Genomic DNA, 25,844 nt, shown 5'->3' on the forward strand with positions numbered 1-25,844 from the left:
CCCGCTTCCTGCTAAGCCGTTGTGTGGTAACAGGTCTGATATCTCCGCAGATAAGACCAGTATTTAGCTGCCAATTGCTACGATATGGCTATAATGTCCACCTTTACTTCGTTAAACCTAACCTTTTACTTCACCAAAAGGTGACAAACGGATAGCTTCGCGTTATTTTGTGCGACACTAAGCTAATCGCGGGAGATAGCAGCACAATGGCAGACAAGTTTCACATTTTGCTTTTGAACGGTCCAAACCTGAACCTGCTGGGCACCCGCGAGCCAGATAAGTACGGGCATACAACGTTAGCGGAAATCGTTAACCAACTAGGAAAGGAAGCACTGGCACTGGACGCTCAGCTTTCTCATCTGCAATCCAATGCAGAACATGAGTTGATTGACCGTATTCATCAGGCCAGAGGGAAAACGGATTTCATTCTGATCAACCCGGCAGCCTTTACTCACACCAGTGTAGCGCTGCGGGATGCATTGTTAGCGGTAGCTATCCCGTTTATTGAAATTCATCTGACCAACGTGCATGCATGTGAATCTTTCCGCCATCACTCCTACCTTTCTGATATTGCTGTAGGCGTGATATGTGGTCTTGGGGCAGATGGTTATAGCTATGCTTTACAGACAGCGGTAAAACGCTTGTCAACTTCCAATTAACAAGAGTACGGAACCACATTCATGGATATTCGTAAAATCAAAAAACTGATCGAACTGGTTGAAGAATCTGGCATCTCCGAGCTGGAAATTTCCGAAGGTGAAGAGTCAGTGCGCATCAGCCGTATCCCAGCAACATCCAGCTTCCCGGTAATGCAACAGGCATATGCTCCCATGTTGCAACAGCAGCCAGCCGCCATTGCAGCACCTGCGCTCGAAGCGGCCGCCGCGGCTCCCGCTACGATTGCCGGACACATCGTACGCTCACCGATGGTAGGCACCTTCTACCGTACACCAAGCCCGGATGCCAAACCGTTTGTAGAAATTGGCCAGCAAGTGAATGTCGGTGACACACTGTGCATCGTTGAAGCCATGAAAATGATGAATCCCATCGAAGCTGATAAAGCAGGTGTGGTGAAAGCCATCCTGATCGATAACGGCCAACCGGTTGAATTTGACGAGCCACTGGTTGTCATCGAATAACGAGGCTTACCATGCTAGATAAAATCGTTATCGCTAACCGCGGAGAGATCGCGTTGCGTATCTTACGCGCCTGTAAAGAGTTGGGCATCAAAACTGTTGCCGTTCACTCCACCGCGGATCGCGACTTGAAACATGTATTACTGGCGGACGAAAGCGTATGTATCGGCCCCGCCCCGTCCAATAAAAGTTACCTGAATATCCCGGCGATCATTTCTGCTGCCGAGATTACCGGCGCGGTGGCAATCCACCCCGGTTACGGATTTTTGTCGGAAAATGCCAATTTTGCCGAACAAGTTGAACGTTCTGGTTTTATTTTCATCGGCCCACGTGCTGATACCATCCGTCTGATGGGGGATAAGGTTTCAGCGATCAGTGCCATGAAGAAAGCAGGCGTACCTTGTGTACCCGGTTCTGACGGCCCGCTGGGTGACGATATGGACAAAAACCGTGCGGTGGCAAAACGCATTGGCTATCCAGTCATCATCAAAGCCTCTGGCGGCGGTGGCGGCCGTGGGATGCGCGTGGTTCGCAGCGATAAAGACCTGGCTCAGTCCATATCCATGACTCGTGCCGAAGCGAAAGCGGCGTTCAACAACGATATAGTTTATATGGAGAAATATCTGGAAAACCCACGACACGTGGAAATTCAGGTATTGGCTGATGGTCAGGGTAGCGCCATCTATCTGGCAGAACGCGATTGCTCCATGCAGCGCCGTCACCAGAAAGTGGTGGAAGAAGCACCGGCGCCAGGCATCACCAATGACTTGCGCCGTTACATTGGCGAACGCTGTTCCAAAGCCTGTGTCGATATCAACTACCGTGGTGCAGGTACATTTGAGTTCCTGTATGAAAATGGTGAGTTCTACTTTATCGAAATGAACACCCGTATTCAGGTAGAACATCCGGTAACTGAAATGATTACCGGCGTAGACCTGATCAAAGAGCAGTTACGTATCGCCGCAGGTCAGCCCCTCTCTATCAAGCAAGAAGAAGTAACCGTGCGCGGTCATGCGATAGAATGCCGTATCAACGCCGAAGACCCGATAACGTTCCTGCCAAGTCCTGGGCAAATCACTCGTTTCCATGCTCCGGGTGGCTTTGGGGTACGTTGGGAATCGCACATTTATGCCGGTTATACCGTACCGCCGTATTACGATTCCATGATTGGCAAACTGATCACCTACGGTGAGAATCGCGATGTGGCGCTGGCTCGTATGCGTAACGCGCTGGCTGAACTGATCATCGATGGCATTAAAACCAACATCGACCTACAGATGAAAATCATGAGTGACGAAAACTTCCAGCATGGTGGTACCAACATCCACTATCTGGAGAAAAAACTCGGCCTGCAATGATTTTCTGTCTCGAGTAATCAAAACGGCCTTTAACATCGGGGTAATAATCGTCCATGCCGGCGAAAGCCAGGATCCCTAGACAATTAATACCTTAATTCAAAATGGGTTCTCGTATCTGCGAGAGCCCATTTTAATATCGATAACATTTTGTCGATCATCAAAAAACAATGAAATGAACACTCACTGAAATCAGCCTTTTTATTTTTAGTGCTATTTCTTGCTAGGCAATTGGCCCACATACCGTAAAATCCTCTGTTTTGTGACATCTATACTGCCTACTGGCTTTGGGGAAAAAATGGATAAACGTTTTCTTCAGGCACACCGGGAAGCCCGCTGGGCGCTGGGCCTAACGCTGGCGTATTTGCTCGCCTGGATTTTAACTGCCTACCTGCCTGATAACGCCCCTGGGATCACCGGATTACCCCACTGGTTTGAGCTGGCTTGTCTGTGGTTACCTCTACTTTTTATCGTATTGTGCTGGTTAATGGTTCACTTTGTCTTTCGTGATATAGCATTGGAGGATCATGATGCAGAGTGAAGTCATCCTGCCGCTGATCACGTATTTACTGTTGGTTTTTGGTTTGTCGGTTTATGCCTACCGCCGTCGCCAGCAAGGCAGTTTCCTGACCGAATATTTTCTCGGCAACCGTTCCATGGGCGGTTTCGTGCTGGCCATGACACTGACGGCCACTTATGTCAGTGCCAGTTCTTTTATAGGAGGTCCCGGCGCTGCCTATAAATACGGGCTGGGTTGGGTGCTGCTGGCGATGATCCAATTGCCTGCGGTATGGCTGTCATTAGGCATTCTGGGAAAGAAATTCGCTATTCTGGCCCGGCGCTATAATGCGGTTACTCTCAACGACATGTTGTATGCCCGCTATCAGAGCCGATGGCTGGTGTGGATAGCCAGCTTAAGTCTGCTGGTGGCGTTCATCGGTGCCATGACGGTACAGTTTATCGGTGGAGCACGTTTGCTGGAAACGGCTGCCGGGATCCCTTACGACACCGGGTTGTTGATTTTCGGCATCACGATTGCCCTCTACACTGCCTTTGGCGGATTTCGCGCCAGTGTACTAAATGATGCGATGCAAGGGCTGGTAATGCTTGTGGGTACTTTCCTGCTGCTCGCTGCGGTGATTAAAGCCGCCGGAGGACTGGGCCAGGCAGTTGAAACACTCCGGCATATCGATCCAGAACTGGTTACACCTCAAGGGGTGAATCATATTCTGACGCCGACATTCATGACGTCCTTCTGGGTACTGGTCTGCTTTGGTATTATTGGCCTTCCTCATACTGCCGTGCGTTGTATTTCCTATAAGGATAGTAAAGCGGTACACCGTGGTATTGTGCTAGGCACGATTATTGTCGCCATACTGATGCTGGGCATGCATCTGGCAGGCGTGTTGGGCCGGGCAATTCTGCCGGACCTGAAAATTCCGGATCAAGTCATCCCAACACTGATGATTACCGTATTACCCCCGTTTGCAGCCGGGATTTTTCTGGCCGCACCAATGGCGGCAATCATGTCCACCATCAACGCACAGCTTTTGCAATCCTCCGCGACAATCATCAAAGATCTTTATCTGGGCCTGTACCCGCATCAACTCAGCAACGAACGGTTACTCAAGCGGATATCCAGTCTGGTGACGGCAATTCTTGGCCTGCTGCTGCTACTGGCGGCCTGGCATCCACCAGAGATGATTATCTGGCTGAACCTGCTGGCTTTCGGTGGGCTGGAAGCCGTATTCCTGTGGCCGCTGGTACTGGGTTTATACTGGGAGCGCGCCAACTCAGCTGGCGCACTGAGCTCCATGATATGCGGTGCAAGCTGCTACACCTTGCTTGCCAGCCTTGGCATTCAGTTGGCCGGATTCCACCCTATCGTGCCTGCGCTACTGCTAAGCCTGGTGGCATTTCTTATTGGTAACCGGTTTGGGCATGACCATACAGCGCCGGTTATTGCTTCATCATCACTTTAAGGTTATAGAGGCTGCTATGCCGTGGATTCAACTGAAAATTAATACCTCCGGTGCACATGCGGAGCAACTTGGCGATGCATTGGTAGAAAGCGGTGCCGTCTCCGTTACATTCCAGGATACACACGATACCCCCGTGTTCGAACCACTACCGGGCGAAACCCGCCTGTGGGGCGATACTGACGTTACCGGTTTGTATGATGCCGAAACCGATATGAGTGAAGTTATCTCTATCCTGGAACAGGAACCGTTGTTGGGTACGGGATTTCAACATAAAATCGAGCAACTGGAAGACAAGGATTGGGAACGCGAGTGGATGGACAATTTCCACCCGATGCAATTCGGCAAACGGCTGTGGATTTGCCCCAGCTGGCGGGAAATTCCCGATCCTACCGCCGTTAACGTGATGCTCGATCCCGGGTTGGCATTTGGTACGGGTACGCATCCCACCACGTCACTATGTCTGCAATGGCTCGATGGGTTAGATTTGCAGGGCAAGACCGTTATCGATTTCGGCTGTGGTTCCGGCATTCTGGCTATCGCTGCGCTAAAACTGGGCGCCGCGCGTGCCATCGGCATTGATATCGATCCGCAGGCCATTCAGGCCAGCAGGGATAATGCACAACGTAATGGCGTCTCCGAACGTCTGGAGTTGTACTTACCACAAAATCAACCCACAGATTTATCTGCTGACGTAGTCGTTGCCAACATTCTGGCAGGCCCGTTGCGCGAACTGGCCCCGCTGATTAGTGAGTTGCCAAAGACCGGTGGATACCTCGGTCTTTCGGGCATATTGGCCACACAGGCCGTTAATGTCGCAGCGGCCTATCAGGATAAATTTCAACTCGACCCAGTGACAGAAAAAGAAGAATGGTGCCGAATTACCGGGGTTAAAAAAACCGCATAAATCGGGCAACCTGACTGAATTGATAGTTATTCGTGATAGCCTTGCCGATGAATGATTAGCGGCCAAATCGCCTCATGATCGAGTCTCTATCAGGCCTAGGCGAGGATTCATGGCAGATGTTTTATTTACTTTAGTTGTTCAATAAAACAACGATGTATGTATAACTAATTGTAATGGAAAGGGAAATAAAAAATAGCGGAACAAAAAGATTCGTTTCATTGATCTATTCCGCTTAATTGCTCAAAGTTTGGCCTTTCATATCGCGTAAAAAATGCGTAATATACGCGCCCTTGCAGGCACAGTATGGTCACTCTTTTGTCTATGCACATTGGACAATTTCAGCTTCCCAATCGGTTGATAGCCGCCCCAATGGCCGGTATTAGCGATCGCCCATTCAGAGCACTTTGTCATGCGATGGGCGCTGGAATGACAGTCTCCGAAATGCTCTCTTCCAATCCGGAAGTCTGGCGTTCGGACAAGTCACGTTTACGCATGGTACATAGTGATGAACCCGGTATACGGGCTGTGCAGATTGCTGGCTGCGATCCGCAGGAAATGGCATCAGCAGCCAGAATCAATGCAGAAAATGGTGCACAGATTATTGACATCAATATGGGATGTCCGGCCAAGAAGGTAAACCGCAAGATGGCAGGATCTGCATTATTGCAGTATCCGGATCTGGTTAAACAGATCCTGAATGCGGTAGTGAAAGCGGTAGACGTACCGGTAACACTAAAAATCCGTACCGGCTGGGCGCCAGAGCACCGCAATTGTGTAGAGATTGCCAAATTGGCTGAAGATTGTGGTATCCAGGCCCTCACCATTCATGGACGCACACGAGTATGTCTATTTAATGGCGAGGCGGAATACGACAGTATTCGGACAGTTAAGCAGGCCGTTTCCATTCCCATTATTGCGAATGGCGACATTACTGACCCGCATAAAGCCAGAGCGGTTCTTGATTACACCGGGGCTGACGCCCTGATGATAGGACGGGCTGCTCAGGGAAGACCTTGGATCTTTCGGGAAATCCAGCATTATCTGGACACAGGGGAGCTGCTGCCACCCATGCCATTGGCAGAGGTCAAGCACTTGTTGATCGAGCATATACGGGAATTGCACGACTTTTATGGTCCAGGCAAGGGATTCCGTATAGCACGTAAACACGTATCCTGGTATATCCAGGAGCATGCCCCAAACGACCAGTTTAGGCGCACATTCAACGCCATTGAGGATGCCAGCAAGCAGCTGGAGGCGTTGGAGGCATATTTTGAAAATCTTGCGTAAACAGAAAAAGAGCTGACAGAACTATGTTCGAACAACGCGTGAATTCTGACGTACTGACTGTTTCCACCGTAAACTCTCAGGCTCAGGTAACCCAAAAACCCCTGCGCGACTCGGTTAAACAGGCACTGAAGAACTATTTTGCTCAATTAAACGGTCAGGATGTCAATGACCTGTATGAGCTGGTACTGGCTGAAGTTGAACAGCCACTGTTGGACATGGTGATGCAATACACCCGCGGCAACCAGACCCGCGCGGCCCTGATGATGGGCATCAACCGTGGAACATTGCGTAAGAAATTGAAAAAATACGGCATGAACTGATACTAATCAGTTGAACCAATTTATTAAAAGCGCTTTACCAGAAATGGGAAGCGCTTTTTAATAAGCATTATTCACATCCAAATGTTGTGGATTAAGCCAGCCGACCAAGCTGAACAAGGCCATCTCCTTGTCAGTCAATATCCACATCCACCCATAACGCAGCATGGTCCGAAGCACCTGTATCCCAGGATGTCACCTCAGGAAACGGTTCAACGGGTTCTGCTCCTTCTTGTGCTGCAATCTTGTCGATGTCATAAATACCACGACGCTCTACGCCCCAGGTAGTCATGGCCTGATACAATGGCGTGGACAAAAAAATGTAATCAAGCTGATTGAGTCTCTCCCCTTTTTTGCCCCCGGCATAATAATAGGTATAACGTTCTGACTCTGGCCATGCAGGATCAATGACCGGATGTAAATCTGGCAGACTAAATAATGCTTCCAGGCTTTTCCAGGAGTTGGAAGAATCTTCATTAAGATCCCCCATGACAGCAACGTAGTCTTGTTTCAAGTCATAGGTCTGTGTGAGTATTTCAACAACTTTTGCCGCCTGATCACGGCGTTTCTCTGCTGATCTCTTCCGTTCTTCTTCCGTTCGCCCATTCTGGCTTTTAAAATGATTACACAGCACCGATATCGGCTGTTTAAGCCCGATATCAATCATGACTTCCAGACAGTCGCGGCTGAACACCGGATCAAACTGCTTGCCGGCATCAAAGACATGAGTACGCAATTGAATAATATGATGGCGAGTCAGACAGGCGACATCAATACCGCGAGGATCATTCGGGCTATCAATCATCACAAACTGGTTAAACTTTTGTTTGCCAAGAATCTGACTATTGAAATTCTTCAGCACTCCCATATTTTCCACTTCAACGGCACAAAGGATATCAGCATTGAGTGTCGCAATGACTTTCCCGGTATTTTTCCGCTGTTGATCACTAAAATTTTGTGATTTAAAGGTTATTTCGCCGATCCAATCACCACGCCCACGGCAGCTTTTGTTAATCCTGAATCCGGTTTTACCCGCGTTTTTCTTCCATCCCCCTAGTGAGCCAGCATCCTTACGGATATCAATATAAGGTTGAAGAACAACCGTCAGGTTAAAAACACTATCTTTCAGGGTATCGTCATAGGTGGCATTGTCCAACAGCATCTGGAGCTGGCGAACTTTATCCAGTAATTCATTAATTTTTTGTGAATCAGGCAAATTCAGGATGAGAGTACGGTGGAACAGGTTCTCAACGTTATAACTGGCAATTCTAAGCTTCATCGTTTCCCTCTCCTGTTAATTAGCAACCAAGGCAATGACGAGATGCTGTTATAAAAGCAGAGTTGTTACCACGAGGTGGCGTGTTACCGACATCATGATGTACTAATGTTACAAGTGTAGTTCGCCTTATTGATAAGCCAACTTGATACCATGGTAAAAAAGGGGGTGAACACTATATTCATTGTTGATATAAACCATTGCTTTATATGATTGGTAAAACCACACCACATCACATAGATTCGTAGTCTTTCCAGCTAACAACAGCAGATGCCATTTTTGTAGGAATTAACATGAAAAAAATAAGCTTTGCGTTACTGACCAGTGCGTTATTTGCCACTAGTTTTCTGGCTCAAGCTCAGGATGATCTCAGTGCCATCAAGGCGGCTGGCGTAATCAAATTTGGTACCGAAGGTACTTACGCACCTTATACCTATCATGATCAGTCAGGAAAACTGGTTGGATTTGATGTAGACATTGGTCGCGCGGTAGCTAAAAAACTGGGTGTCAAAGCAGAATTTATTGAAGGACGTTGGGATGGCTTGATTGCTGGGGTGAATGCCAAACGCTACGATGCGGTCATCAATGAGGTCGGGATCACGAAAGAACGCCAGGCAAAATTTGATTTCTCCAAACCTTATATTGACGCCAAATCCGTATTGATTGTCCGTGGTGACAATACCAGTATCAAGACCTTCTCTGATCTGAAAGGCCACAAATCAGCCCAAAGCCTGACCAGTAACTACTCCAAGCTGGCCAGCAGTTACGGCGCAAACATTGTCCCGACCGATGGTTTTAACCAGTCACTGGAGCTGGTACTCACTGGCCGTGCAGACGCAACTCTGAATGATAATCTGTCATTCCTGGACTTCAAAAAACATAAACCGGATGCCAATGTCAAAGTGGTTGCCACCGCAGAAACGGGCGATCCATCGGCAATTTTGGTACGTAAAAACCAGCCGCAATTAGTAAAAGCGCTGAACAAGGCACTAGATGAAATTAAAGCTGACGGCACTTATAAGATGATTTCTGTGCGATACTTCGGGCAAGACATTTCCAGGTAATTGCATTGATATTGGAGCTATTTTAGATGCCATCATGGCTACAACTCATGGCAAACTCCTTTTGGAGTTTGCTGTCTGCCGGACTTAAATTTACTGTCCCTCTTGCTATTTTCTCTTTCATTTTCGGATTAGCGCTGGGAATCACTCTCGCCCTAGTCCGGTTGTATGGCCCTAAGCCACTGAAGTTAATAGGTGATTTCTACGTATGGGTGATCCGTGGTACACCATTGTTAGTACAGCTATTCCTGATCTTCTATGGATTACCGAGTGCCGGTATCACGCTGGATGCTTTTCCGGCAGCGTTGATTGGATTTAGCCTTAGTGTAGGTGCCTATAGTTCAGAAATTGTGCGCGGGGCAATATTGTCAGTACCAAAAGGCCAGTGGAATGCAGCGTATTCATTAGGGATGAGTGGTTCACAGGCGGTTCGTTGGGTGATATTTCCACAATCGGTGTTTGTCTCGCTACCGCCGCTGTCCAATACCTTTATCTCCTTGATTAAGGACACGTCCCTCGCGGCCGTCATCACCGTGCCCGAAATGTTTCTGTCCGCACAACGGATTGTCTCAGTTACCTATGAGCCACTGATTCTGTATATCGAAGCGGCACTGATTTATCTGATGTTCAGTACCGTTTTAAGCCAGTTACAGGTGCGGCTTGAAAAACATTATCAACGTCATATCGTCCACTGAGTTGTTTGGTGATAACCGGCGTCTCTGACATCCCCATTCATGGGGATGTTATTACCATTATCTTCAACCATTCTGTTCAACACATCTCATCGCGACAAACCGATTTTCTTGCTGTAGCATTCTTTTTTACCAGCCGGAGATTGTTATGAAACACACGATTAAAATCGCGCTGATAGGTGACTATAATGTGGCTGTCGCCGCCCATCGAGCTATCCCATCAGCACTCGAACTGGCCGCACGCCATCTCAACCTCACGGTCAAATATCAATGGCTAAGCAGTGAAACCCTCTCATCTACTACGCTGTTAAAGCGATTTGATGCGGTATGGTGTATTCCTGCCAGCCCATATCGTAACGATGACAATATCCTCGCCGCGATCCGCTTTGCTCGGGAATCGCAGATGCCCTTCCTTGGCACCTGTGGCGGCTGCCAATATGCCCTGCTGGAATATGCACGTAATGTGCTCCAATGGCAGGATGCCAATAATGCTGAGGTAACACAGGAAGGCCGCCTGGTGATCACACCATTACAATGCGAACTGGTTGAAAAACAGGGTGATATCCATCTCGATCCCGAGTCACTCATCGGCAGAGCTTATGGGGTAATCGATATTACAGAAGGCTACCGTTGTCGTTATGGTATTAACGAAGACTTTCGTGCCGAATTTCAGATGGCTACCCTGAACGTTTCCGGCATAGATAACGAAGGCGATATCCGCGCCATTGAGTTATCCGATCATCCATTCTTTGTGGGTACCTTGTTCCAGCCGGAACGTGCCGCACTAAAAGGGATAGCACCGCCTGTAGCAATCGCCCTCGTTGAGGCAGCATTGGTACACTAAAAATCAACATTTATCGTTATAGCACCAGAGCGGGGCATTTATATAACAATGTTCTGTTTTGGTGCATTCCATACCTTTGATTTATCCCTCCATACCTATTATTTATGTCTTCCGAGTGCTGATACGATTTAATTCCCCCACCCATGAAATAATAATAACGACTTGGCATTATTTTTGCTTTCCTAGTGATGACGGCACAATGTCTATAGAACATAGAGCCGACAGACAGGGTAGGCGAAGTAAAACTGCGCCAAAAAACACAACAACACATAACTATTAACTAGGCTCATACGATGATTATGAAAAAAGTGATTATGTCTACACTGGTTGCCAGTGCTTCACTGTTTGCCTTCATCAATCAGGCACATGCTGGCGCAACGCTGGATGCGATTCATAAAAAGGGGTTCGTACAGTGTGGCATAAGTGATGGACTTCCCGGTTTTTCGTATGCCGATGCCAAAGGCAAATATACCGGTATTGATGTTGATATCTGCCGGGGTGTTGCTGCCGCTATTTTCGGTGATGCCACCAAGGTCAAATACACACCTCTGACAGCAAAAGAACGCTTCACTGCGCTACAATCCGGTGAAGTAGATATCCTTTCCCGTAATACCACCTGGACCTCATCCCGTGACGGTGGAATGGGTTTCCTGTTTGCTGGTGTTAACTACTATGACGGTATCGGTTTCCTTACCCATAGCAAAGCCGACCTGAAAAGCGCTACGGAGCTGGATGGTGCCACTGTTTGTATTCAGGCGGGCACTGACACCGAGTTAAACGTGGCGGATTACTTCAAAGAGCACCACATGAAGTATACGCCAGTGACGTTTGATCGTTCTGACGAGAGTGCTAAAGCGCTGGAGTCCGGCCGTTGCGACACACTTGCTTCCGACCAGTCACAGTTGTATGCCTTGCGTATCAAGCTGAGCAAACCAGCAGAATATGTTGTACTGCCAGAGGTTATCTCCAAAGAGCCTCTGGGACCGGTCGTTCGCCGTGGCGATGATGACTGGTTCTCCATCGTACGCTGGACACTATTTGCCATGCTAGACGCAGAAGAAATGGGCATAACGTCCAAGAATGTCGACCAATTGGCCGCTAAGCCGACTACCCCAGATATGGCGCACCTGCTGGGTGCAGAAGGCGACTTCGGTAAAGATCTGAAACTCCCGAAAAACTGGGCGTATAACATCGTTAAACAAGTGGGCAACTACGGTGAAGTATTCGAACGTAACGTAGGCCAGGGCAGTCCTCTGAAAATCAAACGTGGCCTGAACAGATTGTGGAACCAAGGTGGCATTCAGTATGCTCCGCCAGTTCGTTAATCCTTCCTGCTAAAAAAACCAGGTACGGCTGCATAGCCAGCCGTACCTCTGTTTTATCGTTACTGAGGCTCCGACATGCTGCAACGCCCAACTGTGAAAGGTGATATTTCACTAACTAATCCAGCGGTGCGCGCCTGGTTGTACCAAATCATTATTGTTATTGCCATTTTGTTTATAGTGATCTACTTGCTGCATAATGCCGTTACCAATCTGGACCGGAGTGGTATTAGATCAGGTTTTGCTTTTCTGCATGACAACGCCGGTTTTGGCATTATCCAGCATCTGATTGATTATCAGGAAGGCGATACCTATGGCCGCGTATTTTTTATCGGCCTGCTCAACACCTTATTGGTATCTGTCATCTGTATCATTTTCGCATCGCTACTGGGATTCGTAGTAGGGTTATCCCGTCTTTCTGACAACTGGCTGCTGCGTAAACTCTCCACTATCTACATCGAGACGTTCCGTAATATTCCACCGCTGTTGCAGATTTTCTTTTGGTATTTTGCGGTACTACGCAATCTGCCAGGGCCGCGTCAGGCATTCAGTGCTATGGACGCATTTTTTCTGAGCAACCGTGGTCTGTATATTCCAGCCCCCGGCCCTGGTCCCGGCGCATTACCGGCAGCCTTGGCGCTTATTATCGTGTTGGTACTGACTATTGTCATAAGCCGCTATAACAACCGCTATCACGCGCTGACAGGGCAACATCGCAGAACCTGGCCTATCCCACTGGTTGTATTGTTCATCCTGCTGGGTTTGTCTCATCTGGCTTTTGGTCATGCGATCCACTGGGATTTCCCGGCATTAAAAGGCTTTAACTATCGGGGAGGAATAGTACTGATTCCAGAACTGGCCGCACTGGCACTGGCGCTTTCGGTATATACCTCATCATTTATTGCCGAGATTATTCGTTCCGGTATTCAGTCTGTCTCTCATGGGCAGCATGAAGCCGCGCTGTCACTGGGTATTCCCAAACCAGTTACATTGCGTAAAGTCATTCTTCCCCAGGCATTACGCGTCATCATTCCACCACTAACCAGCCAATATCTGAATGTGGTGAAAAACTCCTCATTAGCCGCAGCAATTGGCTATCCAGACATGGTGTCTCTGTTTGCTGGTACCGTACTTAACCAGACTGGACAAGCAATTGAAACCATTGCCATGACGATGTCGGTATACCTGATTATCAGCCTGCTGATTTCGTTACTGATGAATATCTACAACCAGAAAATCGCCTTAATTGAGCGCTAGGAATAGGGTGATTATGATTACGAACACACCATCCAATCCAACACCTATCCACAGTGCTATCGCCTGGAGCCGGCGCAATCTGTTTTCCAACGTGACCAACAGCCTGCTGACACTGTTTTGTCTGTGGCTGCTATGGCAACTGATTCCACCGCTGCTGAACTGGACGATCTTCAATGCCAACTGGGTTGGGACATCACGTTCCGACTGTACCCGAGACGGGGCCTGCTGGGTGTTTATTCATGCCCGGTTTGGTCACTTCATGTATGGGTTGTATCCGACAAAAGAGATCTGGCGCATCAATTTCGCACTGACACTCGCACTGATCAGTATTCTGCCAATGTTCTGGAGTAATCTGCCCCGTCGTGGACGCTATATCGCTTGCTGGTGCGTCATTTATCCCGTGCTGGCATGGTGGCTGTTACACGGTGGAGTCGGTGGCCTGCCTCTCGTTGAAACCCGTCAGTGGGGTGGGCTTACACTGACAATAATTATCGCTGCCATAGGGATTGCTGGTGCTTTACCACTGGGAATACTTCTGGCATTGGGACGCCGTTCCCAAATGCCAGTGATACGGATACTCTGTGTTGTCTTCATTGAGTTCTGGCGCGGTGTGCCGTTAATTACCGTCCTGTTCATGTCATCAGTCATGCTGCCATTGTTCTTAACAGAAGGCACCAGCATAGACAAACTATTACGTGCGCTGGTTGGTGTCATTCTGTTCCAGTCAGCCTATGTAGCAGAAGTGGTTCGCGGTGGCTTGCAGGCACTCCCCAAAGGCCAATACGAAGCGGCACAATCTTTGGCTCTGGGCTACTGGCGTATGCAAGGGCTGGTTATTCTGCCACAAGCACTGAAAATGGTTATTCCCAGTCTGGTGAATACCATTATTTCATTGTTCAAAGATACCAGTCTGGTCATCATCATCGGGCTGTTTGATTTGTTCAGCAGTATCCAACAGGCGACGGTCGATCCAGCCTGGCTAGGGATGTCAACGGAGGGCTATGTCTTTGCTGCCATGATCTATTGGATCTTCTGTTTCAGTATGTCGCGTTATAGCCAATATTTAGAAAAACGTTTTAATACCGAACACTCGTCTCATTGAGGTCATCCATGAACCAGGATTCTTTAACATCGTTTTCCGATTGCATGATCGCACTGGAAAATGTGAATAAGTGGTATGGGCAATTCCACGTACTGAAAGATATTAGCCTGCGGGTAAAACAGGGCGAGCGTATCGTTCTGTGTGGGCCATCCGGCTCTGGAAAATCAACGACAATACGCTGCATCAACCATCTGGAAGATCATCAACAGGGTCGCATCGTTGTTGATGGCATTGAGTTGAACGGCGACAGCCGTAATGTCGAAAAAATCAGAACAGAAGTCGGCATGGTGTTCCAGCATTTCAACCTGTTCCCCCACCTGAGCGTATTACAAAACTGTACATTAGCCCCATGCTGGGTACGCCATATGCCAAAAAAGGAGGCGGAAGAACTGGCAATGCATTATCTGGAACGAGTTCACATTGCAGCACATGCCCATAAATTTCCAGGACAGCTTTCGGGTGGCCAACAGCAGCGCGTAGCGATCGCCCGTTCATTGTGTATGAAACCTAAAATCATGCTATTTGATGAACCCACTTCTGCACTGGATCCAGAAATGGTGAAAGAGGTATTGGATACCATGCTCGGTCTGGCAGAAGATGGCATGACCATGTTGTGTGTAACGCATGAAATGGGCTTTGCTCGCACAGTTGCCAATCGCGTTATCTTTATGGATCAAGGTGAGATTGTCGAACAGGCGCCGCCGGATATTTTCTTCTCTAACCCACGCTCAGAACGGACCCAAACGTTCCTGTCACAGATACTTCATTAAACTACCCGAACCGGCCGGCTATGTCATCACTCATGCCTGCCGGTTCGATTGTCGAACATTATTTCAGCAGAACCTCATATTGAGGATTGAATTCATCGAATATCGGCAAGGCTGCCGCGCCCAACGCTACAGTACCGGTACCGGTCATCCCGATCCTGAGCCGCTGGTCGTCGCGATATTTACTACGCACCGAGCGCAATTGTCAACGCCACGATCTTTGACCGTTATTTGCCATTTTCATGCCCGCTAGATGCTTTCTTTACTGATGCTGTCCGCTTTCCGCCATTTCATCGTCACTGATTGGCGTGGCGTTTTTGGTCAGCACCCCAGCTTTACGTTTTTCCTTCAACCTATAGCTTTCTCCTTTGATATTCAGCGTGGTTGAGTGATGCAGCAGCCGATCCAGGATCGCCGTAGCCAGCACGTTATCTCCGAACATCTCTCCCCAGTCTGCGAAGCCTTTATTTGACGTCAGGATGATGCTCGCTTTTTCATATCGTCTGTTCAGCAACCGGAAGAACAGGCTGGCTTCCTCTCTGGTCATCGGCAGATAGCCTATTTCGTCCAGGATCAGCACCCGGGCATAACTCAGTTGCTGTAACTGACGCTCCAGACGGTTTTCCAGTTTCGCTTTCATCAGCGTCGCGATCAGTCTGTCCAGTGGCATGAACAGTACCCGATGCCCTGCATCCGCCGCTTTCACGCCGAGAGCAACGGCCAGATGGGTTTTCCCGACACCTGGAGGACCCAGCAGGATCACATTCTCGCAGCGCTCCACGAACGCCAGACCGGCCAGCTCCCGGACAACCTTACGATCGATGCCCGGCTGGAAGGTGAAGTCGAACTGCTCCAGCGTTTTGACCCATGGCAGACGCGCCTGCTTCAGTCGGGACTCCATGCCGCGCTGATGTCTGCCGTTCCACTCCTGCTGCAGCGCCATGCACAGGAACTCCCGGTAGTTCAGCTCTTTTTTAGCCGCCTGCTCCAGCAGGCTTTCAACGTGATAGCTCAGGTGCTCCATTTTCAGGCGACTCAGCAGCGCTTCAAGTTCATGCATCACAGCAACTCCTCATAAGCACTCAGTGGGCGATGTTCTACCATGCTGACCTGCTGCCAGAGCGGGGCGTGGTGTTCCGGCACAGTCTGCCAGCCAGACGATGCTGAACAGAGTCGGTGTGACGCCACCTGTTGCTCATTGCTGTAGATCCGCAACTCATCATCCAGTGAGATCCGTATTGAGACCGGCTGTCCACACAAGGTTTCAGGAACACTGTAACGATTGCCGCCAACCTCGATATAACTGTCCCAGGACACATGGCGGATGTCGAAGTAGCTGGTATCGAAGTCTGTATCCGGCAACGGCTGCAGATGCTCCTGTTCCAGCGCGAAGCGCTGTTCCGGTGTTTCTTTGAACTGGCGAAGCTCCCGTTTATCAGCAACATCCGCCATCCACTGCTCCAGTTGCTGGTTAACATGAGCGAAGCTGTCGAACGTGCGGTACCGGACGAAGAAGTTCTCCTTGAGATACTTCACCATCCGCTCTACTTTTCCTTTGGTTCTGGCCCTGCGTGGGCGGCAGGCCCGTGGCAGGAAGTCATAGTGATCGGCCAGCAAGAGGAACCCGGAGTTGAACACCACTTTTCCGTTGTTATTTTTCAGCACCGCTGCCTTCTGGTTATCAACCAGCACAGTTTTCACACTGCCATCGAAGTAGCGGAAGGCGCGAACCAGCGACTCATAGGTGTGTTCAGCATCCTGCTTTGGCGCGGCGAAGACATGGAAGCGTCGGGAGAACCCCAGCGTATTAACCGCGAAGTTAACTTTACACCGTAGCCCGGCAACCTCCAGCTCGACTTCGCCCCAGTCGTGCTGGAGCTGATATCCCGGCTGGGTTTCGAAGCGAACCGTTCTTTTTGATGGGCGCATTTTACGTTTGGGCTGGATGTAGTAACGCAGCATGGAACGCCCGCCGGTATAGCCCATTGCCTTAATTTCCGCGAGGATGACCTCGCTATTCCAGACATTCTCGGCCAGGCGCATGTCAATGTAGTCCATAAACGGTTTCAGCTTAACCATTTTGTGGCGAGTCTTTCTGGCTGGCGGTTCAGGGTATTTGAGGTAGCGTCTGACAGTTCGTTCAGAGCAACCCACCTGAGTCGCAATATCGACAATGTACGCACCCTGCTGGCGCATTTGCTTTATCATGTAAAAGTCCTCTCTGCTCAGCATGTTGATGTCCTTTCTGGTGTGAGAACCTAAAGGAAACAACATGTAGGGTGGAGCGGACAATACTAATGGTGAATTACCGTCTTATATCACTGGCGCTAACACAATAACGAATGTAACCGGTCGACAATTTTTTTTCACCAGCGATTGCGGCATCTGGCCACCGATAATCACCGCTTCCGCGTCAAAGATACATTCAATGATATTGATTCCCTGACCGGCGGCAGGCAATGCCGACTCAATCCAGCGGTCGAAACCGCTCTCGTCCACCCCCAGCAGATCTCCAGGCATGGCGGTCATCGGATCGAGTCCACAGGCTTCTCAGGCCGACTGCAACGAAAGATAGCGCTCCAGGCAACCATGATTACCACAGGCGCAGGCGCGACCAGACGGCTGCACCACCATATGGCCGATCTCGCCAGCATTGTGGGCATGACCAGTATAAATATGGCCGTCGGTAAAAATGCCGGCACCCAGCCCGGTTCCGATATAAAGATAAATAAAGGAATCCAACTTTTTGGCCACGCTGTGAAAACGCTCGCCGATAGCCGCCACTGTGGCGTCATTCTCCAGAGTGATCGGTAAACCAGTAGCCGCCGACAATTCCGCTACCTGGTCCCCCGATAAGGTGTGATCATTGAATGACAAATTGCAACAGGCTATCACCCACAATGCAAAAAACCACCTCCTGGGAGATGGTTTAAGCCGATAATGAAAAAGCCCTCTGCTTTCACAGAGGGCTTCGTCTTGTTGAATGCCTGGCAGTTCCCTACTCTCACATGGGGAGACCCCACACTACCATCGGCGCTACGGCGTTTCACTGCTGAGTTCGGCATGGGGTCAGGTGGGACCACCGCGCTATCGCCGCCAGGCAAATTCTGTTTCATCCCGACCGTCACACTTCCGCGCAACCATCAGAACCAATCTCGGAACATCACTGAAAATATGTCGTCTCTCTTCCAAAACACCTTCGGTGTTGTAAGGTTAAGCCTCTCGGGTCATTAGTACTGGTCAGCTCAACGCATCGCTGCGCTTACACACCCAGCCTATCAACGTCTTCGTCTTAAACGTCCCTTCAGGGGCCTCTAAGGCCCAGGGAAGACTCATCTCGGGGCAAGTTTCCCGCTTAGATGCTTTCAGCGGTTATCTCTTCCGCACGTAGCTACCGGGCAATGCAATTGGCATCACAACCCGTACACCAGTGGTGCGTTCACTCCGGTCCTCTCGTACTAGGAGCAACCCCCCTCAATCTTCCAACGCCCACGGCAGATAGGGACCGAACTGTCTCACGACGTTCTAAACCCAGCTCGCGTACCACTTTAAATGGCGAACAGCCATACCCTTGGGACCTACTTCAGCCCCAGGATGTGATGAGCCGACATCGAGGTGCCAAACACCGCCGTCGATATGAACTCTTGGGCGGTATCAGCCTGTTATCCCCGGAGTACCTTTTATCCGTTGAGCGATGGCCCTTCCATTCAGAACCACCGGATCACTAAGACCTGCTTTCGCACCTGCTCGAGCCGTCACTCTCGCAGTCAAGCTAGCTTATGCCTTTGCACTAACCTCCTGATGTCCGACCAGGATTAGCTAACCTTCGTACTCCTCCGTTACTCTTTGGGAGGAGACCGCCCCAGTCAAACTACCCACCAGACACTGTCCGCAACCCGGTTCACGGGCCCACGTTAGAACATCAAACATTAAAGGGTGGTATTTCAAGGTTGGCTCCACGCAGACTGGCGTCCACGCTTCAAAGCCTCCCACCTATCCTACACATCAAGGCTCAAGGTTCAGTGTCAAGCTATAGTAAAGGTTCACGGGGTCTTTCCGTCTTGCCGCGGGTACACTGCATCTTCACAGCGAGTTCAATTTCACTGAGTCTCGGGTGGAGACAGCCTGGCCATCATTACGCCATTCGTGCAGGTCGGAACTTACCCGACAAGGAATTTCGCTACCTTAGGACCGTTATAGTTACGGCCGCCGTTTACCGGGGCTTCGATCAAGAGCTTCGCCTTGCGGCTTACCCCATCAATTAACCTTCCGGCACCGGGCAGGCGTCACACCGTATACGTCCACTTTCGTGTTTGCACAGTGCTGTGTTTTTAGTAAACAGTTGCAGCCAGCTGGTATCTGCGACTGCGCAACGCTCCATCCGCAAGGGACTTCACCTCGCACAGCGTGCCTTCTCCCGAAGTTACGGCACCATTTTGCCTAGTTCCTTCACCCGAGTTCTCTCAAGCGCCTGAGTATTCTCTACCTGACCACCTGTGTCGGTTTGGGGTACGATTCGATGTTACCTGGAGCTTAGGGGCTTTTCCTGGAAGCGTGGCATTTGTCACTTCGACACCGTAGTGCCTCGTCATCACGCCTCGGCGTTGACAGCGCTCCGGATTTGCCTGGAGCACCCACCTACACGCTTAAACCGGGACAACCGTCGCCCGGCCAACATAGCCTTCTCCGTCCCCCCTTCGCAGTAACACCCAGTACAGGAATATTAACCTGTTTCCCATCGACTACGCCTTTCGGCCTCGCCTTAGGGGTCGACTCACCCTGCCCCGATTAACGTTGGACAGGAACCCTTGGTCTTCCGGCGTGCGGGTTTTTCACCCGCATTATCGTTACTTATGTCAGCATTCGCACTTCTGATACCTCCAGCAATCCTCACAGACCACCTTCAACGGCTTACAGAACGCTCCCCTACCCAACGGACATATCCTTAAGTCAACTCGACGTAATGAACGCTTTGACGTCGCGGCGCTCCGTCAATCGGTTTTCGCATAATTGTCTTAAGTGATATGTCCGCTGCCGCAGCTTCGGTGCATGGTTTAGCCCCGTTACATCTTCCGCGCAGGCCGACTCGACCAGTGAGCTATTACGCTTTCTTTAAATGATGGCTGCTTCTAAGCCAACATCCTGGCTGTCTGGGCCTTCCCACATCGTTTCCCACTTAACCATGACTTTGGGACCTTAGCTGGCGGTCTGGGTTGTTTCCCTCTTCACGACGGACGTTAGCACCCGCCGTGTGTCTCCCGTGATAACATTCTTCGGTATTCGTAGTTTGCATCGAGTTGGTAAGCCGGGATGGCCCCCTAGTCGAAACAGTGCTCTACCCCCGAAGATGACTTCACGAGGCGCTACCTAAATAGCTTTCGGGGAGAACCAGCTATCTCCCGGTTTGATTGGCCTTTCACCCCCAGCCACAAGTCATCCGCTAATTTTTCAACATTAGTCGGTTCGGTCCTCCAGTTAGTGTTACCCAACCTTCAACCTGCCCATGGCTAGATCACCGGGTTTCGGGTCTATACCTTGCAACTTGACGCCCAGTTAAGACTCGGTTTCCCTGCGGCTCCCCTATTCGGTTAACCTTGCTACAAAATATAAGTCGCTGACCCATTATACAAAAGGTACGCAGTCACCCCACCCCAAAGCACTCACCGCTTGTCTTGTGTGTTGGGCGTCGCAAAAGACGCGCCGCCACCGCGATGCTGCTGTTGCGGTGCCTTCATCACCAGAGAATGCTTTGGTGGTGGGGCTCCCACTGCTTGTACGTACACGGTTTCAGGTTCTGTTTCACTCCCCTCGCCGGGGTTCTTTTCGCCTTTCCCTCACGGTACTGGTTCACTATCGGTCAGTCAGGAGTATTTAGCCTTGGAGGATGGTCCCCCCATCTTCAGACAGGATATCTCGTGTCCCGCCCTACTCGTCGAACTCACAGCAAGCGCATCTTTGTGTACGGGACTATCACCCTGTACCGTGCGACTTTCCAGACGCTTCCACTGATGCACAAACTGATTCTGGTTCTGGGCTCTTCCCCGTTCGCTCGCCGCTACTGGGGGAATCTCGGTTGATTTCTTTTCCTCGGGGTACTGAGATGTTTCAGTTCCCCCGGTTCGCCTCATGTCACTATGGATTCATGACATGATAGTGTGTCGAAACACACTGGGTTTCCCCATTCGGGTATCGTCGGGTATAACGGTTCATATCACCTTGCCGACGCTTTTCGCAGATTAGCACGCCCTTCATCGCCTCTGACTGCCTAGGCATCCACCGTGTACGCTTAGTCGCTTAACCTCACAACCCGAAGGTGTTTCTTCTTTTCTGAATGGCTGCGCCTCATGAATACTGCGTTGTGCCGTACTCGGTATGCTCATGGACATCACGTCCACTGCGCTTCCTCCGTGCGGTACGCCTTGTCTTCATCGGGCTCGCTCATTCATCGATTCGGAATATCCGGGATGCGATTATTTGAGAGACTCTGATACAGCCAACTCCCGCCATCAAGGCAGGTTTCGCTGTATCGTTTCAATTTTCAGCTTGTTCCAGATTGTTAAAGAGCAAATAACATAAACCTGACTATCGCTAATCAGCTTTAGGTTATCGTCGACCGTGCCTTTCACCCACTGTCATTTTTGGCGTCCCCTAGGGGATTCGAACCCCTGTTACCGCCGTGAAAGGGCGGTGTCCTAGGCCTCTAGACGAAGGGGACACATCATGTCGGCTTCGCTGACGCGCGCTCTGTTTTCATCAGACAATCTGTGTGAGCACTTCACACAACGGCTATCTTTGGTAAGGAGGTGATCCAACCGCAGGTTCCCCTACGGTTACCTTGTTACGACTTCACCCCAGTCATGAATCACAAAGTGGTAAGCGCCCTCCCGAAGGTTAAGCTACCTACTTCTTTTGCAACCCACTCCCATGGTGTGACGGGCGGTGTGTACAAGGCCCGGGAACGTATTCACCGTAGCATTCTGATCTACGATTACTAGCGATTCCGACTTCATGGAGTCGAGTTGCAGACTCCAATCCGGACTACGACGCACTTTATGAGGTCCGCTTGCCCTCGCGAGTTCGCTTCTCTTTGTATGCGCCATTGTAGCACGTGTGTAGCCCTACTCGTAAGGGCCATGATGACTTGACGTCATCCCCACCTTCCTCCGGTTTATCACCGGCAGTCTCCCTTGAGTTCCCGCCATTACGCGCTGGCAACAAAGGATAAGGGTTGCGCTCGTTGCGGGACTTAACCCAACATTTCACAACACGAGCTGACGACAGCCATGCAGCACCTGTCTCTCAGTTCCCGAAGGCACAAGTCTGTCTCCAGTCTCTTCTGAGGATGTCAAGAGTAGGTAAGGTTCTTCGCGTTGCATCGAATTAAACCACATGCTCCACCGCTTGTGCGGGCCCCCGTCAATTCATTTGAGTTTTAACCTTGCGGCCGTACTCCCCAGGCGGTCGACTTAACGCGTTAGCTCCGAAAGCCACGGCTCAAGGCCACAACCTTCAAGTCGACATCGTTTACAGCGTGGACTACCAGGGTATCTAATCCTGTTTGCTCCCCACGCTTTCGCACCTGAGCGTCAGTCTTCGTCCAGGGGGCCGCCTTCGCCACCGGTATTCCTCCAGATCTCTACGCATTTCACCGCTACACCTGGAATTCTACCCCCCTCTACGAGACTCTAGTCTGTCAGTTTTGAATGCAGTTCCCAGGTTAAGCCCGGGGATTTCACATCCAACTTAACAGACCGCCTGCGTGCGCTTTACGCCCAGTCATTCCGATTAACGCTTGCACCCTCCGTATTACCGCGGCTGCTGGCACGGAGTTAGCCGGTGCTTCTTCTGCGGGTAACGTCAATGAAACACTCTATTAAAGCGCTCCCCTTCCTCCCCGCTGAAAGTACTTTACAACCCGAAGGCCTTCTTCATACACGCGGCATGGCTGCATCAGGGTTTCCCCCATTGTGCAATATTCCCCACTGCTGCCTCCCGTAGGAGTCTGGACCGTGTCTCAGTTCCAGTGTGGCTGGTCATCCTCTCAGACCAGCTAGAGATCGTCGCCTAGGTGAGCCATTACCTCACCTACCAGCTAATCCCATCTGGGTTCATCCAATGGCGTGAGGCCCGAAGGTCCCCCACTTTGGTCTTGCGACGTCATGCGGTATTAGCTACCGTTTCCAGTAGTTATCCCCCTCCATCAGGCAGATCCCCAGACATTACTCACCCGTCCGCCGCTCGCCGGCGGGGAAGCAAGCTTCCCCCCGCTGCCGCTCGACTTGCATGTGTTAGGCCTGCCGCCAGCGTTCAATCTGAGCCATGATCAAACTCTTCAATTTAAGATTTGTTTGATATGCTTCCGAAGAAGCGATGCTCAAAGAATTTATAACTGTTTATTCGTAATGAATTTACTGTCAGTCACTCTTCAAGTCTTTTCGTATTGATTACGATAGGGTCCTGTGAGTGCCCACACAGATTGTCTGATTATATTGTTAAAGAGCGTTCGTCGCGGCACTGCCGCTGACGTGAGGTCGCGTATACTACGCTATCCTCTTGCAGAGTCAACGAATAATTCGTTTTTCCCGGCCTGACTCTGCGTTGTGTTGTTCACCAGCGCCGGGTCAGTGGAGGCGCATTATAGGGACTTCCTGACAGGCCGCAATAGGTATTTATCACAAAAATGATCGTTTGCTGCATTCCACAGCAAAATGCCGTTTTATACCCTTTTTCGCACAGAGTTATCCACAATACTTTCCAGAACTGAAATTTGACGAGCGTCACGCAAACGTTTTCGCTACAATTCGTCCCCTGATAAAATAGGTGCCCAATATCGAGCGTTACCTGAATATTTATCTAGAAGCCCCCATTTTTGCTTTCTACATACGCAATATTCACGTGGCGCTCTTTACATTACGAACCTAAGCCAAGGGATCAAACCATCATGCAACAACGTCGTCCTATCCACCGCGCTCTGCTCAGTGTTTCAGACAAAGCCGGCATCGTCGAATTTGCTCAGGCACTCTCACAACGAGGTATTGAGCTACTCTCTACTGGTGGTACCGCACATTTGCTGGCCAACGCAGGTCTGCCTGTCACCGAAGTATCGGATTACACCGGATTCCCGGAAATGATGGATGGACGGGTCAAAACACTGCATCCCAAGGTACACGGCGGCATTTTGGGTCGACGCGGTCAGGATGATGGAATTATGGAACAACACGGTATCAAGCCGATCGACATGGTAGTGGTAAACCTTTATCCGTTTGCCCAGACAGTTGCCAGGGAAAATTGCTCACTGGAAGATGCCGTGGAAAATATTGATATCGGTGGCCCAACGATGGTGCGCTCCGCCGCCAAGAACCATAACGACGTGGTCATTGTGGTTAAAAGCAGCGATTACAACACCATTATTCAGGAAATGGATGCCAATCAGGGTTCCCTGACCTATAAAACCCGTTTTGATTTGGCGATTAAAGCCTTTGAACATACCGCTGCGTACGACAGTATGATCGCTAACTATTTTGGCAGCATGGTACCGGCTTACCATGGTGATACCACTCAGCCGTCTGGCCATTTCCCCAGAACACTGAATCTGAACTTCATCAAAAAGCAGGATATGCGCTATGGTGAAAACAGCCACCAACAAGCAGCGTTCTATATAGAAGAGAAAATCTCCGAAGCCTCTGTGGCCACCGCTCAACAGCTACAGGGCAAAGCACTCTCCTACAACAATATTGCAGATACCGATGCAGCGCTAGAATGCGTGAAAGAATTCGACGAACCTGCCTGTGTTATCGTCAAACATGCCAACCCTTGTGGCGTCGCCATCAGTACTTCCATTTTGGATGCTTACGAACGCGCCTATAAAACCGACCCAACCTCAGCCTTTGGCGGCATTATTGCGTTCAACCGTGAGTTGGATGCCGACACCGCTAAAGCCATTATCAGCCGCCAGTTCGTGGAAGTGATCATTGCACCTTCTGCCAGTGAAGAAGCGTTGCAGGTAACCGCCGCGAAGCAGAACGTCCGTGTTCTGACCTGCGGGCAATGGCAGCAGAAGGTATCCAGTCTGGATTTCAAACGCGTTAATGGCGGCCTGCTGGTGCAAGATCGTGATCTGGGGATGGTGGATGCGTCGCAACTACGCGTAGTAACCAAACGTCAGCCAACCGATGCTGAACTGCGTGATGCGTTGTTCTGCTGGAAAGTCGCCAAATTTGTCAAATCCAATGCGATTGTCTATGCCCGCGACAATATGACCATCGGTATTGGCGCTGGCCAGATGAGCCGTGTTTACTCCGCCAAGATCGCTGGCATCAAAGCCAGTGACGAAGGACTGGAAGTCAAAGGTTCCGTGATGGCATCCGATGCATTTTTCCCGTTCCGCGACGGTATTGATGCCGCTGCCGCAGTGGGTATCTCTTGTGTAATTCAGCCCGGGGGCTCTATTCGTGATGATGAAGTCATTGCATCTGCCAACGAGCACGGAATTGCTATGCTGTTTACCGATATGCGCCACTTCCGTCATTAATCCGGGATTAT

General features: G+C 50.2%; 19 protein-coding genes, 1 tRNA gene, 3 rRNA genes and 2 pseudogenes. 16 read left to right on the plus strand and 9 right to left on the minus strand.

The window, feature by feature from the left end; genetic code table 11:
- Window positions 1–206: 206 nt before the first annotated feature.
- From aroQ to fis, 8 genes are all read left to right on the plus strand, one after another.
- On the plus strand, window positions 207–659 hold the full coding sequence (gene aroQ / locus RS889_RS21700; protein WP_021014088.1) for a type II 3-dehydroquinate dehydratase: 453 nt from the start codon (window positions 207–209) through the stop codon (window positions 657–659).
- A gap of 21 nt (window positions 660–680) precedes the next feature.
- Window positions 681–1,139, plus strand: a complete 459-nt coding sequence (gene accB / locus RS889_RS21705) for an acetyl-CoA carboxylase biotin carboxyl carrier protein (protein ID WP_021014087.1) — start codon at window positions 681–683, stop codon at window positions 1,137–1,139.
- An 11-nt stretch (window positions 1,140–1,150) separates the two neighbouring features.
- Entirely contained in the window at window positions 1,151–2,494 is a 1,344-nt protein-coding gene (gene accC / locus RS889_RS21710; RefSeq protein ID WP_021014086.1) for an acetyl-CoA carboxylase biotin carboxylase subunit, read from the plus strand.
- A 295-nt stretch (window positions 2,495–2,789) separates the two neighbouring features.
- Entirely contained in the window at window positions 2,790–3,032 is a 243-nt protein-coding gene (locus RS889_RS21715) for a YhdT family protein (RefSeq protein WP_037380501.1), read from the plus strand.
- Window positions 3,022–4,473 (plus strand): sodium/pantothenate symporter, encoded by a 1,452-nt coding sequence (gene panF / locus RS889_RS21720; protein ID WP_315711155.1) that lies wholly within the window; start codon window positions 3,022–3,024, stop codon window positions 4,471–4,473. Before RS889_RS21715 ends, panF begins: the two co-directional genes overlap by 11 nt.
- A 16-nt stretch (window positions 4,474–4,489) precedes the next feature.
- Window positions 4,490–5,377, plus strand: coding sequence for a 50S ribosomal protein L11 methyltransferase (gene prmA, locus RS889_RS21725; RefSeq protein ID WP_021014083.1), 888 nt, complete (start codon window positions 4,490–4,492; stop codon window positions 5,375–5,377).
- 321 nt (window positions 5,378–5,698) lie between these two features.
- The gene (dusB, locus tag RS889_RS21730; RefSeq protein WP_315711157.1) at window positions 5,699–6,664 is read left to right on the plus strand and encodes a tRNA dihydrouridine synthase DusB; all 966 of its coding nucleotides are present in this window, start codon (window positions 5,699–5,701) and stop codon (window positions 6,662–6,664) included.
- Between the two features lie 23 nt (window positions 6,665–6,687).
- Window positions 6,688–6,984: a DNA-binding transcriptional regulator Fis gene (gene fis / locus RS889_RS21735; RefSeq protein ID WP_012883002.1), complete on the plus strand. Its 297-nt coding sequence runs from the start codon at window positions 6,688–6,690 to the stop codon at window positions 6,982–6,984.
- A 130-nt stretch (window positions 6,985–7,114) separates the two neighbouring features.
- Here fis and RS889_RS21740 read toward each other — a convergent pair whose 3' ends face one another.
- Window positions 7,115–8,260, minus strand: coding sequence for an endonuclease/exonuclease/phosphatase family protein (locus RS889_RS21740; RefSeq protein WP_021014081.1), 1,146 nt, complete (start codon window positions 8,258–8,260; stop codon window positions 7,115–7,117).
- A gap of 290 nt (window positions 8,261–8,550) precedes the next feature.
- Here RS889_RS21740 and RS889_RS21745 point away from each other — a divergent pair, with 290 nt between their 5' ends.
- The 7 genes from RS889_RS21745 to RS889_RS21775 all read left to right on the plus strand — a co-directional run bounded on the left by RS889_RS21745 (window position 8,551) and on the right by RS889_RS21775 (window position 15,305).
- Entirely contained in the window at window positions 8,551–9,321 is a 771-nt protein-coding gene (locus tag RS889_RS21745; RefSeq protein WP_021014080.1) for an amino acid ABC transporter substrate-binding protein, read from the plus strand.
- Window positions 9,322–9,347: 26 nt separating this feature from the next.
- Window positions 9,348–10,013, plus strand: coding sequence for an amino acid ABC transporter permease (locus tag RS889_RS21750; protein ID WP_021014079.1), 666 nt, complete (start codon window positions 9,348–9,350; stop codon window positions 10,011–10,013).
- A gap of 145 nt (window positions 10,014–10,158) precedes the next feature.
- A complete protein-coding gene (locus tag RS889_RS21755; RefSeq protein WP_315708683.1) occupies window positions 10,159–10,854 on the plus strand; it encodes a CTP synthase C-terminal region-related (seleno)protein in 696 nt (231 codons plus the stop codon).
- A 299-nt stretch (window positions 10,855–11,153) separates the two neighbouring features.
- Window positions 11,154–12,179 carry an amino acid ABC transporter substrate-binding protein gene (locus RS889_RS21760; protein WP_315711159.1) on the plus strand — a complete coding sequence of 342 codons (1,026 nt, stop codon included), beginning with the start codon at window positions 11,154–11,156 and terminating at the stop codon, window positions 12,177–12,179.
- A 75-nt stretch (window positions 12,180–12,254) separates the two neighbouring features.
- On the plus strand, window positions 12,255–13,433 hold the full coding sequence (locus RS889_RS21765; RefSeq protein WP_021014076.1) for an amino acid ABC transporter permease: 1,179 nt from the start codon (window positions 12,255–12,257) through the stop codon (window positions 13,431–13,433).
- A 13-nt stretch (window positions 13,434–13,446) separates the two neighbouring features.
- On the plus strand, window positions 13,447–14,535 hold the full coding sequence (locus RS889_RS21770) for an amino acid ABC transporter permease (protein WP_315708684.1): 1,089 nt from the start codon (window positions 13,447–13,449) through the stop codon (window positions 14,533–14,535).
- 8 nt (window positions 14,536–14,543) lie between these two features.
- Complete coding sequence (locus RS889_RS21775; RefSeq protein WP_315708685.1) at window positions 14,544–15,305, plus strand: amino acid ABC transporter ATP-binding protein; 762 nt, start codon at window positions 14,544–14,546, stop codon at window positions 15,303–15,305.
- Window positions 15,306–15,363: 58 nt separating this feature from the next.
- On the opposite strand, the pseudogene RS889_RS21780 reads toward RS889_RS21775, so the two are convergent.
- From RS889_RS21780 to RS889_RS21815, 8 genes and pseudogenes are all read right to left on the minus strand, one after another.
- Window positions 15,364–15,501 (minus strand): annotated as a pseudogene (locus RS889_RS21780) (sugar kinase); the annotation flags it as partial.
- Between the two features lie 63 nt (window positions 15,502–15,564).
- On the minus strand, window positions 15,565–16,362 hold the full coding sequence (istB, locus tag RS889_RS21785) for an IS21-like element helper ATPase IstB (RefSeq protein WP_315708686.1): 798 nt from the start codon (window positions 16,360–16,362) through the stop codon (window positions 15,565–15,567).
- Window positions 16,362–17,534, minus strand: coding sequence for an IS21 family transposase (gene istA, locus RS889_RS21790; protein WP_315707433.1), 1,173 nt, complete (start codon window positions 17,532–17,534; stop codon window positions 16,362–16,364). Before istA ends, istB begins: the two co-directional genes overlap by 1 nt.
- A gap of 129 nt (window positions 17,535–17,663) precedes the next feature.
- Window positions 17,664–18,161, minus strand: a pseudogene (locus RS889_RS21795) (ROK family protein); the annotation flags it as partial.
- Window positions 18,162–18,287: 126 nt separating this feature from the next.
- Window positions 18,288–18,403 (minus strand): 5S ribosomal RNA (rrf, locus tag RS889_RS21800).
- 108 nt (window positions 18,404–18,511) lie between these two features.
- Window positions 18,512–21,602 (minus strand): 23S ribosomal RNA (locus tag RS889_RS21805).
- 339 nt (window positions 21,603–21,941) lie between these two features.
- Window positions 21,942–22,017 (minus strand) — tRNA-Glu (locus tag RS889_RS21810).
- A gap of 81 nt (window positions 22,018–22,098) precedes the next feature.
- Window positions 22,099–23,641 (minus strand): 16S ribosomal RNA (locus RS889_RS21815).
- The 16S, 23S and 5S rRNA genes sit together here with 1 tRNA gene alongside, the layout of an rRNA operon.
- A 602-nt stretch (window positions 23,642–24,243) precedes the next feature.
- Between RS889_RS21815 and purH the strand changes: the two genes are divergently transcribed.
- On the plus strand, window positions 24,244–25,833 hold the full coding sequence (purH, locus tag RS889_RS21820; protein WP_315708687.1) for a bifunctional phosphoribosylaminoimidazolecarboxamide formyltransferase/IMP cyclohydrolase: 1,590 nt from the start codon (window positions 24,244–24,246) through the stop codon (window positions 25,831–25,833).
- The last annotated feature ends 11 nt before the right edge of the window (window positions 25,834–25,844 follow it).

It is taken from the genome of Brenneria uluponensis, from assembly GCF_032395385.1.
Lineage (GTDB): Bacteria > Pseudomonadota > Gammaproteobacteria > Enterobacterales > Enterobacteriaceae > Prodigiosinella > Prodigiosinella aquatilis.

Bases quoted from the DNA above. Each gene is read 5' to 3' on its own strand.
- aroQ (WP_021014088.1), top strand. From the start codon at position 207: ATGGCAGACAAGTTTCACATTTTGCTTTTGAACGGTCCAAACCTGAAC.
- accB (WP_021014087.1), top strand. From the start codon at position 681: ATGGATATTCGTAAAATCAAAAAACTGATCGAACTGGTTGAAGAATCT.
- accC (WP_021014086.1), top strand. From the start codon at position 1,151: ATGCTAGATAAAATCGTTATCGCTAACCGCGGAGAGATCGCGTTGCGT.
- RS889_RS21715 (WP_037380501.1), top strand. From the start codon at position 2,790: ATGGATAAACGTTTTCTTCAGGCACACCGGGAAGCCCGCTGGGCGCTG.
- panF (WP_315711155.1), top strand. From the start codon at position 3,022: ATGCAGAGTGAAGTCATCCTGCCGCTGATCACGTATTTACTGTTGGTT.
- prmA (WP_021014083.1), top strand. From the start codon at position 4,490: ATGCCGTGGATTCAACTGAAAATTAATACCTCCGGTGCACATGCGGAG.
- dusB (WP_315711157.1), top strand. From the start codon at position 5,699: ATGCACATTGGACAATTTCAGCTTCCCAATCGGTTGATAGCCGCCCCA.
- fis (WP_012883002.1), top strand. From the start codon at position 6,688: ATGTTCGAACAACGCGTGAATTCTGACGTACTGACTGTTTCCACCGTA.
- RS889_RS21740 (WP_021014081.1), bottom strand. From the start codon at position 8,260: ATGAAGCTTAGAATTGCCAGTTATAACGTTGAGAACCTGTTCCACCGT.
- RS889_RS21745 (WP_021014080.1), top strand. From the start codon at position 8,551: ATGAAAAAAATAAGCTTTGCGTTACTGACCAGTGCGTTATTTGCCACT.
- RS889_RS21750 (WP_021014079.1), top strand. From the start codon at position 9,348: ATGCCATCATGGCTACAACTCATGGCAAACTCCTTTTGGAGTTTGCTG.
- RS889_RS21755 (WP_315708683.1), top strand. From the start codon at position 10,159: ATGAAACACACGATTAAAATCGCGCTGATAGGTGACTATAATGTGGCT.
- RS889_RS21760 (WP_315711159.1), top strand. From the start codon at position 11,154: ATGAAAAAAGTGATTATGTCTACACTGGTTGCCAGTGCTTCACTGTTT.
- RS889_RS21765 (WP_021014076.1), top strand. From the start codon at position 12,255: ATGCTGCAACGCCCAACTGTGAAAGGTGATATTTCACTAACTAATCCA.
- RS889_RS21770 (WP_315708684.1), top strand. From the start codon at position 13,447: ATGATTACGAACACACCATCCAATCCAACACCTATCCACAGTGCTATC.
- RS889_RS21775 (WP_315708685.1), top strand. From the start codon at position 14,544: ATGAACCAGGATTCTTTAACATCGTTTTCCGATTGCATGATCGCACTG.
- istB (WP_315708686.1), bottom strand. From the start codon at position 16,362: ATGCATGAACTTGAAGCGCTGCTGAGTCGCCTGAAAATGGAGCACCTG.
- istA (WP_315707433.1), bottom strand. From the start codon at position 17,534: ATGCTGAGCAGAGAGGACTTTTACATGATAAAGCAAATGCGCCAGCAG.
- purH (WP_315708687.1), top strand. From the start codon at position 24,244: ATGCAACAACGTCGTCCTATCCACCGCGCTCTGCTCAGTGTTTCAGAC.